Here is a 14063-nt window from a genome sequence, read left to right as displayed (position 1 = left end):
GAAAATCCGTTCTCGCCGTGGAGCGGGTGGAATGCTCGGCAGATGGATTGGAAAATCGAACTGGTCGCGATTCCGGTGACCGATGTGGACCGCGCCAAGGACTTCTACACCAAGATCGGCTTCAACGCCGACCACGACCACCGCGTCGACGAGAGCCTGCGCTTCGTCCAGCTGACCCCACCCGGCTCCGGCTGTTCCATCTGCATCGGTGAGGGCATCACCGACGCCGCACCGGGCAGCGTCGAAGGTATGCAGGTGGTCGTCGCGAGCGCCGAGGACGCGTACCAGCAGCTGGTCGCGGCGGGTGTGGAGGCGTCGCCGGTGGTGGATATGGGCTGGGGCCTGTTCACCTTCTTCACCGACCCCGATGGCAACAAATGGGCGGTGCAGGAGTTGCCCAAGCGCGACTGAGTCCGCGACACCGGCCCGCGTCGATCATCCGCCGCGCACCGCATACGGCGGCGGATGATCACGCTCCCCGGCGGCAAGCGATTCCGAATTTCGGCAGAATTGAGGCTTGCTTGGAGTGCGCTCCAGGTTATTAACGTCGGTTGTGTTCATCGAGAAGGGCGAGTGCAGTGGGTGGAGCCGTAGGTCAGGTTGTCGGTGATCAGCAAGTCGTCGATGTGGATCGGGAGAAGCCGCAGTATTCGATCGGCGAGGCGGCGGATCGGTCGGGACTGAGTCGCGACACGCTGCGCTGGTACGAGCGGATCGGGCTGATGAACTACATCGGGCGCGATCACGCCGGGAAGCGGCGGTTCAGCAATCGCGATCTGGAGTGGTTGGCGCTGATCGGCAGGTTGCGCACCACCGGGATGTCGGTGGCGGACATGGTCCGCTACGCCGAATTGGTGCGGGAAGGGGAATCCACCGTGCCCGAGCGGCTGCAGATGTTCCGCAATACCCGCGCGGAGGTGCTCGCCAAGATCGACGAACTCCGTCAGACCCTGGCCGTGCTCGATTACAAGATCGACCTGTACGAGGGCCAGACCGCCGCGGTCAAACCGGCCGCACTCACGCAACCATGCGAAGGGATCAACATATGAGCTCACTTCCAACCGCAGCATTGGGTGCCAGCGGCATCCGGGTGGGTGCACAAGGCTTGGGCTGCATGGGAATCAGCGATTTCTACGGGCCCTCGGATCTCACCGAATCGCGGGCAACCCTGGATCGCGCACTGGAACTCGGCGTCACTCTGTTCGACACGGCCGACATGTACGGCTCGGGTCACAACGAGGAATTCCTGAGCGATTTCGTGCGCGCCAACCGCGACCAGGTGGTCCTCGCCACCAAGTTCGGCATCGCCCGCAAGGCCGACGACCCCACCTACCGCGGCATCGACAACTCTCCCGAATACATCCGCAGCGCGGTCGATGCCAGCCTGCACCGTCTCGGCATCGACACCATCGACCTGTACTACATGCACCGCCGCGATCCGGCCGTCCCGATCGAGGAATCGGTCGGCGCGATGGCCGAACTCGTCGCACAGGGCAAGGTTCGGGCGCTCGGCCTGTCGGAGGTGACCGGCAAGGAACTGCGCGCGGCACAGGCGGTGCATCCGATCGCGGCCGTGCAGTCCGAATGGTCGCTGTTCTCCAGGGATGTCGAGCGCAGCGCGGTGCCCACCGCCGCCGAACTCGGGGTGACATTCGTGCCGTACTCGCCGCTCGGTCGTGGATTCCTCACCGGATCCTTCGCCGCAGCCGGCGACTTGGCCGATGGCAAGGATTTCCGGCACATGCAGCCGCGCTACTCGGGCGATAACGCCGCACACAACGCCGAACTGCTCGCCCCACTGCGCGCCATCGCGGACGAGCGCGGAATCTCGCTCGCGCAAGTGGCATTGGCGTGGGTGCATGCCCAGGCGGGTGTGCACGGACTGACGGTGGTACCGATTCCGGGCACCCGCAGCCGCACCCGGCTCGCCGATAACGTCGCCGCCGCGACCATTTCGCTCACCGCCGACGAATTGGCCACGCTGGAACCGATCGCCGACAAGGTGGCCGGCGACCGGTACGCGGATATGTCTTTAACCTCCGTCGGCCGGGAATGACCCCTCGTAGCGATGCAGGTCGCTTGAAATAGCACCACGCAGCAGATCAGGAGGCATCGGTGTCCACACTGACGCTCAATGTCCGATTCACCGCCAAGCCCGGTCACGAGACCGAACTGCGCGAGACGCTCGAGGATTTGGTCGCACCGACGCTCGCCGAGGCGGGCTGTATCGCCTACGAGCTGTATCTGCACCCGAGCGATCCGAGCCGGGTGGTGCTGCTCGAGGAGTGGGTCGACGAAGCGGCGCTCGCGACGCATTTCGAAACCCCGCATCTGAAGGAGGCCGCGGTCGTACTGAACGAGATCCTGATCGAGCCGTTCCAACTCCGGCAGTTCCACGAGGTCGCCTGATCCCCAGCGCAGCACGGTGAACCGGACCACAGTCCGGGCACCGTGCTGCTCTACTATCCGGACCATGGAGTCCTCCGGCAGACGCGTGTTCATCGATAAGCAGACACCCGAGGCGTTTCGAGCGCTGAACACCGTGGCGAGCGCGGTCCGCGCGGCCGGCGCCGAGGCCGGACTCGACCGCAGGCTCATCGAACTGATCAACGTGCGCGTCTCGCAGATCAACGGCTGCGCCTACTGCCTGGACGTGCACCACCGCGCCGCCGTCGCGGCCGGTGCCACCGAGCGCGAACTCGCCGTGCTGTCCGCGTGGCAGCGGACCGAGCTGTACACGCCACAGGAGCGGGCCGCGCTGGCACTAGCCGAACTCACCGCCACGCTGCCGGACGAGGCCACGTTGGATCGTGAGTACGCTCTGGCACGCGAGCATTTATCGGATCAGCAGGTCTCGGCGATCCTCTGGGTCGCCACCACGATCGGCGCGTTCAACCGCGTGTCGATCCTGAGCAAGCACCCGGTACGCCCGACGAAGGAGAAGTCGACCATGACCGAATCGACCCCCGAGAGCAACGTCGTCCGCAACGACGAGAAGAAACGCTACGAGGTGTTCTACGGCGGCGAACTGGCGGGATTCGCCGACTACGAGGAGCGCGACGACGAGACGGTGTTCATCCACACCGAGATCGATGGCGCGTTTTCCGGTAAGGGTCTCGGGACCGTTCTGGCCAAGCATGCGGTCGAGGACGCGATCGCCCGCGGCCGGGTGATCCGGCCGCTGTGCCCGTTCATCAAGGCCTACCTGGAGAAGCATCCGCAATACGACGAGCATGTGGTCGGCAAGGGCATCACCCGATGAGTGAGCGCAGCGAGCGAACAATCAACACAGCGACAAGGTCGGTCATGCCGGAGCCGAGCGCCGGCGAGGTGCAGGCATGAGCGACCTCGATCCACATCCGGAGGAAGCGGTCTGCGAGGCGACACCGGGTTCCGGTCCGGTGGCGGAGCTCTATCCGGCGCGCGAGGTCCCGCTCGGCGGGGTGCGCGGCGTCTATGTGGAACGCGTACTGCCGCAACGTGATCTGCCGACCGTCGGCGCCTGGTGCTTCCTCGATCACTTCGGCTCGCCCACGGTCACCAAGACGGGTGCGTCACCGGATATCGATCCGCATCCGCATATCGGATTGCAGACGGTGACCTGGCCGTTCGACGGACGCATCCGCCATCGCGATTCGATCGGCTCCGATGTGGAGATCGAGCCGGGACAGCTGAATCTGATGACCTCCGGCCGCGGCATCGCGCATTCCGAATACGGCGTCGCGGGTGCGCATGCCGGGCACGGTCTGCAGCTGTGGATCGCATTGCCCGGCAACAGCCTCGGGATCGATCCGCATTTCGAACAGCATCGTGAGCTGCCGGTCTACGAGGCACCCGGGGTGCGAGCGATCGTGCTGATCGGCACCTTCGCCGGGCTGACCTCGCCCGCCAAGGCGTACACACCGATCGTCGGCGCGGATGTTCGGATCGAACCGGGCACCGACACCACCATCGCCCTTGATCCCGATTTCGAGCACGCACTCATGGTGATCGAGGGCAGTCTCACGGCCGATGACACCGAAATCGCGGCCGGCCCACTGCTCTACCTGGGCACCGGACGCGACGAGTTGCGGCTCAGCAGTGCCGATGGCGCGCATTTCGCGCTCATCGGCGGTGAGCCGTTCGGTGAGGAGCTGGTGATGTGGTGGAACTTCGTCGGCCGCAGCCATGAGGACATCGTCGCGGCCCGAAACGATTGGGAGAAGCACGATGTCGAGCGTTTCGCCGATATCGCGGGCCACACGCCGGAACAGCGCATTCCGGCCCCACCGCTGCCCGGTCTGCATCTGAAGCCGCGCAAGCGCCGCATGGGTTCGGCCAGAACCTGAATCCGAAGCACCACAAAACAATCGGGACTTTCCCCGAAGTGCTGGGATCAGTGGAGGAAACCCTTCAACATCTGGTCACGAAACGGTATCTTCGTCCGGAGCAAACCGGACATTCCGCGCCGGTGGTCCGATGAAAGAGCAGGATGAGGATCTCCAGAATCACCGCGACGGCACTGCTTGCGCTCGCGGCCACCACGATCGGCACCGGCGTCGTACACGCGGAACCCGCACCGCCCGTGCCGAATTCGACCGCCGACGTACCACTCGACGTGCAGGGTTTCTTCCAGCACATCGGCTATCACGTCGCCGCAACGCAGAACCGCCACGCCGTGGTGACGACCATTTCCGAGGGCCGCTGGGACCTGGTCCGCGACAACAAGGTCATCTCGCTGACCGATCCCAACGGACAGGTGGTCGCCGCGCTGCCGACCGCAGTGAAGATCGCCGGACATCGGATCGATCTGGTCCCGGCCATCGATGAGGCGGGCACCCGGCTCTCGCTCACCCCGATCAGCACGACCGATGACCCGGTGCGGGAGGTGAGCACCGAGGAGCGCTTCTTCGATCAGGTCGAGAAGTCCATGCCGCAGGTGCTGACCGGAGCCGCCATCGGTGCGGCCATCGGATTCGTCCTCGGTTTCCCGCTCGGTCTTTTCGTCTTCGACTTCGTCACCGTCCCGGTCATGACCGTGGTCGGCGGGGCCATCGGTGCCTTCGCCGGTCTGTCCGCCGGTGGTGGTGAACCAGCCGTTCAGGCGGCGATGGATTACTTCGATCTCAATCCCTGAGCGAGCCGATATCGTCGTGCGGCAGCAGGCGCTGGGTCCCGATTACGCGCAACAGATCCAGCTTCTCCGCGGCATCGGTACCCGGACGCGGCATATAGACCAGTAGTCGCTGTGCCGCGTTCGGGGTCAGCAGGGTTTCGCAGACCGTGTCGATCGCACCGACCTCCGGGTGCAGGATCCGCTTGATATCCGAAGTCCGCACCGCCACTTCGTGTTCGTGCCACAACTGCTCGAATTCCGTACTCGCGGCGCGCAATCGGCTCACGTATTCGCTGACGTCGGCATCGCCGGATCGGCGCGCCGCGGTGGCGCGCAGATCCGCGACGTGGTTGCGGCCCAACCGATCCCAGTCGTCCTCGGGGAAGATCGAACGCGACTGCGGATCGGTGAACCAGCGCCATGCATAGAACCGGTCCCAGCCACGCCGATTCGCGTGGTCGCCGACGAGCAGGGTGTGCATGCGGTTCTGCACCAAAACCTCGCCGAGGTCGGTGATGACCGTGGCAGCCGTGTCGTCCAGCTTCGCGAGCACGTGCATGATCCCGGGAGCGACATGTTTGTCGGCGGACTCCTGTCCGGGCGGGGCGTGATCGCACAGGTGGTACAGATGGTCGCGCTCGTCATTGCTGAAACGCAGCGCCCGCGCCAGCGACGCCAGCACCTGGGTGGACGGACGCGGGCCGCGAGCCTGCTCGAGGCGGGTGTAGTAGTCGGTGGACATGCCCGCCAGCAGCGCCACCTCGTCACGCCGCAGCCCCGGGGTGCGGCGGCGCACCCCCGGTGGCAGCCCGACGTCCGCGGGCGTCAGCTGTTCGCGACGCCTGCGTAGGAAATCTGCCAGTTCGGATCGGTCCATAGCACCACTGTCCCGCAATACGCGCGGGCCAGCCAGGGATCGCCGATCCCCCGATAAGCGATCTCTGCCGCGGCCCGTGCACTGGGGCCATGCTGGTCCCATGACGACATCGAAGCTCATCACCAAGCTCGGCAATACCGGCCCGGCGGTCAGTCGCATCGGACTCGGCGCCATGGGCATGTCCGGCATGTACGGCGCCGCCGACGACGCCGAATCGATTGCCACCATCCACGCCGCACTGGACTCCGGCGCCAACCTCATCGATACCGGCGATTTCTACGGCGCCGGTCACAACGAGATGCTGATCGGCAAGGCCATCGCCGAGCGTCCCCGCGAGGACATGGTGCTCAGCGTGAAGTTCGGCGCATTGCGCGGGCCGGGCGGCACCTGGGGCGGCACCGACAATCGCCCCGTCGCGCTGCGCAACTTCCTCATCTACAGCCTGCAGCGCCTCGGCGTGGATTACATCGATATCTACCGTCCCGCGCGCTTGGACCCGAATGTCCCGATCGAGGAGACGATCGGTGCCATGGCCGAACTCGTCGAGGCGGGCTATATCCGGCACATCGGCCTGTCCGAGGTCGGCGTCGACACCATTCGCCGGGCCGCCGCCGTGCACCCCGTTGCCGATCTGCAGATCGAATATTCGCTGATCTCCCGTGGTATCGAGACCGAAATCCTGCCTGCGGTAAGGGAACTCGGCATCGGCATCACCGCCTATGGTGTGCTGTCGCGTGGTCTGCTCAGCGATTCGGTTCGCCCGGGTGCGACCTTCGCGCCGACCGACTTCCGCGCCCACAGCCCGCGCTTCCAAGGTGAAAATCTCGACCAGAATCTGAAATTGGTCGACGCCCTCGCGACAATCGCTGCGCAGAAGGATGTTTCGGTCGCGCAGCTGGCCATCGCCTGGGTGCTGACCCGGGGCACGGATATCGTGCCGATCCTCGGCGCGCGCACTCGCCAGCGCTGGTCGGAATCCCTTGGGGCAGTGGATATCCAGCTCAGCGCCGACGAACTGGCGACCATCGAGGCCGCGGTGCCCGCGGATCAGATCGCGGGCGAGCGTTATGCGCAAGCGCAGATGGCGCTGCTCGACAGCGAGCGCTGACGTGGTCTACGGGAGGGCACGCTCGGGCCGCCCTCCCGCCCAGGTCAGTCGGTCACTTCCGCCGTGGCCGAATGACCGCCGTGAACGCCGATGCGGCAACGGACTTTCCGGTGCTATCGGTGATATCCACCGGCACCTCCAGCTCGACATCGACCCGCGCCGCAATATCGGCACGGACCTTTTCCAGGGTTTCGGCGGTCAGCTCGGAGGTCGCCAGAAACGGACCCGCCTCGCCCTTGGCCCGCGCCAGATATTCGATCCGGCCGTCGCGGGCGACGATGAACGTCTCACCCATGAGATCGACGATGCCCGAGATCGACGCGCCCATCGCGGCGGTCTCGGCCAGGCCGAACAGCACCGCGGCATGGAGATCGCCGTTGTGGTTGAGATGTTCGGGCTTCGGCGCGATCGTCACGACATTGCGGCCCGCGCTGAACTCCACTCCTTCGATACCGGTGAACCGGATAAATCCCAGCTTCTGAAATCCGGCCATCACCAGATCGCCCATGGCCGTGTCGCCCATCGCACCTCCCACTGAACTGAAACGTGTTCTAATTTCATACCCCGGTGGGATAGCGGTTGTCCACCGGGGGTCAGGAAGAAGAATGGGTGAGCGTAACGACCAGGTAGCCGAGTCCGAGTACCACGCACAGCACATTCGCGACCATCGCTGCGATCGCCCAGCCTCTCGCCTTCTTCGACGCGTCCATCGCGCCGGCGACGTCGCCCGCGATCCACTTCGAATGCACCTGGGTACCGAAGACGATCGCAACCAGCCCGAGCGCCGTTCCCACCAGACAGGTAAGCGTGCCGATAATCGTGGCGACGACCGCGAAGCCCAGATGTGCCGGTGGTTCGAACTGCGGCTGGGCCGGCAGGTAGCCATAGCCGGGCTGTTGTCCATAGGTCATAGGTGGGATCCCGTCTCGAAGTCGGCGGCCGGGCCCGGCATTTCGGGCTGTACCAGCCTACGAACACAACCATGCACCGTGGCTGATGATCGCGCGAACGGCTCGGCTTGGGCACAATTGACAACGGTGGCATGTCTATCGCGATTGGATATTGCATGACGGCGTTGGCGCGGAAGGCTGCGGGAAAGCCGATGTGTCTGCGGCCGATCGGACGGTAGGGCCGATGTACGACCCGACCTCCGATATCGATCGGATCATCGCGCAGCAGGTGGGTTGGTCCGCGGCCGACGACCATCTGCTGTACACCTGCGGTGTCATCGACTTCCTGCTGCACGACCGACTTGCCGAACTGCCGACCCGGGCCACCATGGTCCGAACCGAATCCAACGAAATATGCCTGGCCGAGGGCCCTGCCGTCTGGTTTCAGTGGCGGGCGGTCGGGGACGGAACCTGGAATCGGAACAGCGTGACGGCTGTCGGCACGCTGTCCTTCGTGGCGGCGGCCCATCTCGGCAATGCCATGGCGAACCGCTCGCGACGCCGCCAGGCCGAGGCTGGACTGCGCCCGCGCTGGGTGGCCGAACGCCCCGGCTCGGTAATGGTTTCGGACCGGCGGATGTACTGCTACAACGCCGATCATTCGTTCTCGATGCATTGGTCGGGTCTGGAAATGGTGGATATGCCCGGCCCCGACCGGCTGGTCTGCCGTTATCCGGACCGAAACGGCAATCCGCATCTCCTCCAGGTCCAAAGCCCATGGGCCGTACTGATTTTCGCGCTGGCGGCACACACTCAGTTCCCGAGCCACCCGCTCTTGCAGTCAGGTAACTGGCTACCGGCGGGGTTCGAGGAAAAGTGCCACATCGCAGGCAAAACCTGCCCGCGAGTACGTCATCGGTAATACGCCCTCGGCAGCCGGTAGCCGCGTTCGGCGAGGATGGTGCGCAGTAGGTCCGGGCGGTTGGTGATCAAGCCGTCCACGCCGAGATCGATCAGCGCGGTCATGGTCGGGCGATCGTCGACCGTCCATGGCACCACCGTCATGCCGCGCTCGTGTGCGACGCGGACCAGCTCGGCGGTCGTGAACGCCGCGTAGCCCGGATCCTCGACCGTGCCGTCCTGCGGACTGCCGTGTACCGGTGACAGCACATTCGCGCCGAAAGACGCTGCGGCCGCGACGTATTTCTCGGGCAGTGTGCCCGGAAAGTCATCGATATCGATCCCGCCCAACCAAGGCGACGCACCCGGCTGACCTACCTGCAGAAATTGCTGCCCGTTGGTCAGCGCGACGATCGGCAACTCCGGCGCTACCTGCCGCATCCGCATCAGCGCGCCCCAATCGAAACTCTGGATGGTCACCCGGTTTTCGAAATGCGCCCGATGCACCTCCACCGCGACCACCTGCACGAATTGCTCCCGCGGCGCGGTCTGCTCCGGTGCCCCGGCCTCGACCTTCGTCTCGACATTCAGCATGACATCATCGGCTCGATAGGCCCGCACCAGCTCGAATACCTCCGACAGCAACGGCATTCGCTCCCCCGGCACAATTCGCTGACTCGGAAATGCGGCCGATTGCTTCGATCCACAATCGATCGTCCGCACCTCAGCCAATGTCAGATCCCGAATGAACTGTGCACCAGGCACATACGGGAACTTCGGATCGCCAGGAAACGCGGGCACGGTATCGACACACTTATCCGGACTCGGATCGCGATCATGCGTGACCACCGCAAATCCATCCGCCGTGATCTGCACATCCAATTCCAATGTGCTGACGCCGAGTTCCAACGCATTCGCGAACGCGGCCAACGTGTTCTCCACAACGAGCGCGGCACCACCCCGATGTGCCTGCAGATCGAAACTCCGCCCCGGCCCATCCGCCGAAGCCGCACCGGCAGCGGCCAGCAACAACCCGACCAGGCCCGCCGCGTACCACCGCATGCACCTCATCATGACAAACGCACCCGGCCACACCGCAACCTACGGATGAACACGAAACAGCCGAGATAGGCGACCCGGCACCGGTAAATCCGCCGTACCACGCGAAACGGCCCCCGCTCCGGAGAGCGGGGGCCGAATGCTGTTACCGGGTCAGCGGTAGTCGCTGAAACCGTAATCGTCGAGCGGGACCGCGGCACCGGTGGTGGCGCCGAAGCTGTCGGGGCTGTAGTAGGTGTCGTCGTAGGACGGCACCGCGTACGCCGCGGCACGAGCTTCTTCGGTCGGCTGGACCTGGATATTGCGGTACCGGTTGATGCCGGTACCGGCCGGGATCAGCTTGCCGATGATCACGTTTTCCTTGAGGCCGATGAGCTTGTCCGAACGGCAGTTGATGGCCGCGTCGGTCAGGACTCGGGTGGTCTCCTGGAAGGATGCCGCCGACAGCCACGAATCGGTCGCGAGCGACGCCTTCGTGATACCCATCAGCACCGGGCGACCCGCCGCGGGCTCATTGCCCTCGGCGACGACGCGACGGTTGGAGGCCTCGAACTCGGAACGCTCGGTGAGCGAGCCGGGCAGGAACTCCGTGGCACCCGAATCGATGATCGTCACGCGACGCAGCATCTGCCGCACGATGACCTCGATGTGCTTGTCGTGGATCGACACACCCTGCGAGCGGTAGACCTCCTGGACCTCGTGGACCAGGTGGATCTGCACCTGACGGGGGCCCATCACACGCAGCACCTCGTGCGGATCCGCCGCGCCTTCCAGCAGCTGCTGGCCGACCTCGACGTGGTCACCGTCGGAGAGCAGACGCTCGGTGCCGTCGTCGTGCTTGAACACACGCAGACGCTGACGCTTCGAGAGCTTGTCGTAGACAACCTCTTCGCCACCGTCATCCGGGATGATGGTGATCTTGTAGAAGCGATCGTCGTCCTCGAGCCGCACCCGACCCGACACCTCCGCAATCGGCGCCTTGCCCTTGGGCACACGAGCCTCGAAGAGCTCCTGCACACGGGGCAGACCACCGGTGATGTCGTCACCCGCGACACCACCCTGGTGGAAGGTACGCATGGTCAGCTGAGTACCGGGCTCACCGATGGACTGGGCGGCGACGATACCGACGGCCTCACCGATGTCGACCAGCTTGCCGGTCGCCATGGAGCGGCCGTAGCAGGTCGCGCAGACGCCGGTGCCGGTGGTGCAGGTCAGCACGGAGCGGACCTTCACCTCGGTGATACCGGCGTCGAGCAGCGCCTCGATGGCCGGGTCGCCGAGGTCGGCGCCCTTCGCCACGACAACGTTGCCCTTGGCGTCCATCGCGTCCGATGCGAGCGTCCGGGCGTACGCGGAGGTTTCCACGTGCGCGTCCCGGATGAGCGAACCGTCGAGCTGCTTCTCTGCGATCGGCACCACGATGCCGCGCTCGGTGGCGCAGTCGTGCTCACGCACGATGACGTCCTGCGAGACGTCCACCAGACGACGGGTCAGGTAACCCGAGTCGGCGGTACGCAGCGCGGTGTCGGCCAGACCCTTACGCGCACCGTGGGTGTTGATGAAGTACTCCAGAACCGTCAGGCCCTCACGGAACGAGGACTTGATCGGCCGCGGGATGAACTCACCCTTCGGGTTGGTAACCAGGCCCTTCATACCGGCGAGGGTACGAGTCTGGGTGAAGTTACCGGTTGCGCCCGAGTCGACGATCGTGATGATCGGGTTGTCGGCCGGGTAGTGCGAACGCAGCGCCTTACCGACCTCTTCGGTCGCTTCCTGCCAGATCTTGACCAGGGCGTTGTTGCGCTCCTGGTGATCGAGCGCACCACGCTGGTACTTCTTCTCGATCTGATCGGACTGCGCCTCGTAGCGCTCCATGATCTCGGTCTTCTCCGGCGGAACGAGCACGTCCGACATCGAGACCGTCACGCCGGAACGGGTGGCCCAGTAGAAGCCCGCGTCCTTCAGCTTGTCGACGGTCTGCGCGACCACGATCATCGGGTAGCGCTCGGCCAGATCGTTGATGATCGTGGCCTGACGCTTCTTCGGCATCTGCTCGTTGATGAACGCGTAGTCCGCCGGGAGCAGCTCGTTGAACAGCACGCGACCGAGGGTGGTCTCGGCGATCCACGCGTCCCCGCGGTTCCAGCCGTCCGGGAACAGCTCCGCCTCGATAGCCTTCGGCGGGCGCTGGTCGGTGAGACGCACCTTGATCAGCGAACGCACGGTGAGCTCACCACGGTCCACCGCCATCTGCGCCTCGGCGGGCGAGGAGTACACGCCCTGCTCCGGTGCGTCCTTGGTGGCCGCCTGGTACTCGCCCTTCGCGCCCTCTTCCAGGCGGGTCAGGTAGTACAGACCGGTCACCATGTCCAGACGCGGCATGGCCAGCGGACGACCCGAGGCAGGCGACAGGATGTTGTTCGAGGACAGCATCAGGATGCGGGCCTCGGCCTGCGCCTCCGCCGACAGCGGCAGGTGCACGGCCATCTGGTCACCGTCGAAGTCGGCGTTGAACGCCTCACAGACCAGCGGGTGCAGCTGGATGGCCTTACCTTCCACCAGCTGCGGCTCGAAGGCCTGGATGCCGAGGCGGTGCAGGGTGGGCGCACGGTTCAGCAGCACCGGGTGTTCGGCGATGACCTCTTCGAGGACATCCCACACCTGAGGACGCTGCCGCTCGACCATCCGCTTGGCGGACTTGATGTTCTGCGCGTGGTTCAGATCGACCAGACGCTTCATCACGAACGGCTTGAACAGCTCCAGCGCCATCAGCTTGGGCAGACCGCACTGGTGCAGCTTCAGCTGCGGACCGACGACGATGACCGAACGGCCCGAGTAGTCGACGCGCTTACCGAGCAGGTTCTGACGGAAACGACCCTGCTTACCCTTGAGCAGATCGCTCAGCGACTTCAGCGGGCGGTTACCCGGTCCGGTGACCGGGCGGCCGCGGCGACCGTTGTCGAAGAGTGCGTCAACGGACTCCTGCAGCATCCGCTTCTCGTTGTTGACGATGATCTCGGGCGCGCCGAGATCGATCAGTCGCTTGAGGCGGTTGTTGCGGTTGATCACGCGGCGATACAGGTCGTTCAGGTCGGAGGTGGCGAAGCGGCCACCGTCGAGCTGAACCATCGGGCGCAGCTCCGGCGGAATCACCGGAACGGCGTCGAGCACCATGCCCATGGGCGAGTTGCCGTTGGACTGGAAGGCCGCGACAACCTTGAGCCGCTTGAGCGCGCGCAGCTTCTTCTGGCCCTTACCGCTGCGGATGGTCTCGCGCAGCGATTCGGCCTCGGCGTCGATGTCGAAGTTCTCCATCAGCTTCTGGATGGACTCCGCACCCATGGCCCCGGTGAAGTACTCGCCGTAGCGGTCGATCAGCTCGCGGTAGAGCACCTCGTCGACGATGAGCTGCTTGACCGACAGCTTGGTGAAGGTGTTCCAGATCTCGTCGAGCCGATCCAGCTCGCGCTGGGCGCGGTCGCGCAGCTGACGCATCTCGCGCTCGCCGCCGTCCTTGACCTTGCGGCGGACATCGGACTTGGCACCCTCGGCCTCGAGCTCGGCCAGATCGGCCTCGAGCTTCTGGGCGCGGGCCTCGAGATCGGCGTCGCGCTGATCGGCGACCGCCTTCTTCTCGACCTCCATCTCGGCCTCGAGCGTGGAGAGCTCGTTGTGACGCAGCTCCTCGTCGACGCCGACGATGACGTAGGCAGCGAAGTAGATGATCTTTTCCAGATCCTTCGGCGCCAGGTCGAGCAGGTACCCGAGGCGCGAAGGCACGCCCTTGAAGTACCAGATGTGGGTAACCGGAGCGGCCAGCTCGATGTGGCCCATCCGCTCACGGCGCACCTTGGCGCGAGTCACCTCGACGCCACAGCGCTCACAGATGATGCCCTTGAAGCGGACGCGCTTGTACTTACCGCAGTAGCACTCCCAGTCGCGGGTGGGACCGAAGATCTTCTCGCAGAACAGGCCGTCCTTCTCGGGCTTGAGCGTGCGGTAGTTGATGGTCTCCGGCTTCTTCACCTCGCCGAAGGACCACTGGCGGATGTCTTCGGCGGTGGCCAGACCGATCCGGAGTTCATCGAAGAAGTTGACGTCTAGCACGTAACTTCCTTTCCCCTATTCGGGTCG

Annotated in this window: 14 protein-coding genes and 1 pseudogene; 10 read left to right on the top strand and 5 right to left on the bottom strand. The window is 65.0% G+C overall.

The window, feature by feature from the left end; translation table 11 throughout:
* Positions 1 to 42: 42 nt before the first annotated feature.
* From ACIBW7_RS26255 to ACIBW7_RS26220, 8 genes and pseudogenes are all read left to right on the top strand, one after another.
* Entirely contained in the window at positions 43 to 411 is a 369-nt protein-coding gene (locus tag ACIBW7_RS26255) for a glyoxalase superfamily protein (RefSeq protein ID WP_397050622.1), read from the top strand.
* A gap of 167 nt (positions 412 to 578) precedes the next feature.
* The gene (locus tag ACIBW7_RS26250) at positions 579 to 1049 is read left to right on the top strand and encodes a MerR family transcriptional regulator (RefSeq protein WP_397050620.1); all 471 of its coding nucleotides are present in this window, start codon (positions 579 to 581) and stop codon (positions 1047 to 1049) included.
* Positions 1046 to 2056, top strand: a complete 1011-nt coding sequence (locus tag ACIBW7_RS26245; protein WP_397050618.1) for an aldo/keto reductase — start codon at positions 1046 to 1048, stop codon at positions 2054 to 2056. Before ACIBW7_RS26250 ends, ACIBW7_RS26245 begins: the two co-directional genes overlap by 4 nt.
* Positions 2057 to 2115: 59 nt before the next feature.
* Complete coding sequence (locus tag ACIBW7_RS26240; RefSeq protein ID WP_397050616.1) at positions 2116 to 2409, top strand: putative quinol monooxygenase; 294 nt, start codon at positions 2116 to 2118, stop codon at positions 2407 to 2409.
* A gap of 64 nt (positions 2410 to 2473) precedes the next feature.
* A pseudogene (locus ACIBW7_RS26235) lies at positions 2474 to 2932 on the top strand (carboxymuconolactone decarboxylase family protein); the annotation flags it as partial.
* An 18-nt stretch (positions 2933 to 2950) separates the two neighbouring features.
* A complete protein-coding gene (locus ACIBW7_RS26230) occupies positions 2951 to 3262 on the top strand; it encodes a GNAT family N-acetyltransferase (RefSeq protein WP_397050819.1) in 312 nt (103 codons plus the stop codon).
* Between the two features lie 76 nt (positions 3263 to 3338).
* Positions 3339 to 4328, top strand: coding sequence for a pirin family protein (locus ACIBW7_RS26225; protein WP_397050614.1), 990 nt, complete (start codon positions 3339 to 3341; stop codon positions 4326 to 4328).
* Positions 4329 to 4471: 143 nt separating this feature from the next.
* Positions 4472 to 5116: a hypothetical protein gene (locus ACIBW7_RS26220; RefSeq protein ID WP_397050612.1), complete on the top strand. Its 645-nt coding sequence runs from the start codon at positions 4472 to 4474 to the stop codon at positions 5114 to 5116.
* Here ACIBW7_RS26220 and ACIBW7_RS26215 read toward each other — a convergent pair.
* Positions 5106 to 5972 carry a helix-turn-helix transcriptional regulator gene (locus ACIBW7_RS26215; RefSeq protein WP_397050610.1) on the bottom strand — a complete coding sequence of 289 codons (867 nt, stop codon included), beginning with the start codon at positions 5970 to 5972 and terminating at the stop codon, positions 5106 to 5108. The two genes, ACIBW7_RS26220 and ACIBW7_RS26215, sit on opposite strands and share 11 nt — an antisense overlap.
* 100 nt (positions 5973 to 6072) lie before the next feature.
* Here ACIBW7_RS26215 and ACIBW7_RS26210 point away from each other — a divergent pair, with 100 nt between their 5' ends.
* Positions 6073 to 7080: an aldo/keto reductase gene (locus ACIBW7_RS26210; protein ID WP_397050608.1), complete on the top strand. Its 1008-nt coding sequence runs from the start codon at positions 6073 to 6075 to the stop codon at positions 7078 to 7080.
* A gap of 52 nt (positions 7081 to 7132) precedes the next feature.
* Here the strand turns inward: ACIBW7_RS26210 and ACIBW7_RS26205 are convergent, their stop codons facing one another.
* Positions 7133 to 7603 (bottom strand): PaaI family thioesterase, encoded by a 471-nt coding sequence (locus ACIBW7_RS26205; RefSeq protein WP_397050606.1) that lies wholly within the window; start codon positions 7601 to 7603, stop codon positions 7133 to 7135.
* Between the two features lie 70 nt (positions 7604 to 7673).
* On the bottom strand, positions 7674 to 7991 hold the full coding sequence (locus tag ACIBW7_RS26200; RefSeq protein WP_397050604.1) for a CD225/dispanin family protein: 318 nt from the start codon (positions 7989 to 7991) through the stop codon (positions 7674 to 7676).
* A gap of 223 nt (positions 7992 to 8214) precedes the next feature.
* Here ACIBW7_RS26200 and ACIBW7_RS26195 point away from each other — a divergent pair, with 223 nt between their 5' ends.
* Positions 8215 to 8892, top strand: a complete 678-nt coding sequence (locus ACIBW7_RS26195; protein ID WP_397050602.1) for a hypothetical protein — start codon at positions 8215 to 8217, stop codon at positions 8890 to 8892.
* Here the strand turns inward: ACIBW7_RS26195 and ACIBW7_RS26190 are convergent.
* Positions 8883 to 9932: a glycerophosphodiester phosphodiesterase family protein gene (locus ACIBW7_RS26190; RefSeq protein WP_397050600.1), complete on the bottom strand. Its 1050-nt coding sequence runs from the start codon at positions 9930 to 9932 to the stop codon at positions 8883 to 8885. The genes ACIBW7_RS26195 and ACIBW7_RS26190 overlap by 10 nt on opposite strands.
* Positions 9933 to 10082: 150 nt before the next feature.
* Positions 10083 to 14036 (bottom strand): DNA-directed RNA polymerase subunit beta', encoded by a 3954-nt coding sequence (locus tag ACIBW7_RS26185; RefSeq protein ID WP_397050598.1) that lies wholly within the window; start codon positions 14034 to 14036, stop codon positions 10083 to 10085.
* Positions 14037 to 14063 lie beyond the last annotated feature (27 nt).

It is taken from the genome of Nocardia sp. NPDC049526, from assembly GCF_044465765.1.
GTDB lineage: Bacteria > Actinomycetota > Actinomycetes > Mycobacteriales > Mycobacteriaceae > Nocardia.
Note: the sequence above shows the minus strand (reverse complement) of the source record. Positions and strands in the feature narration are given on the sequence as shown.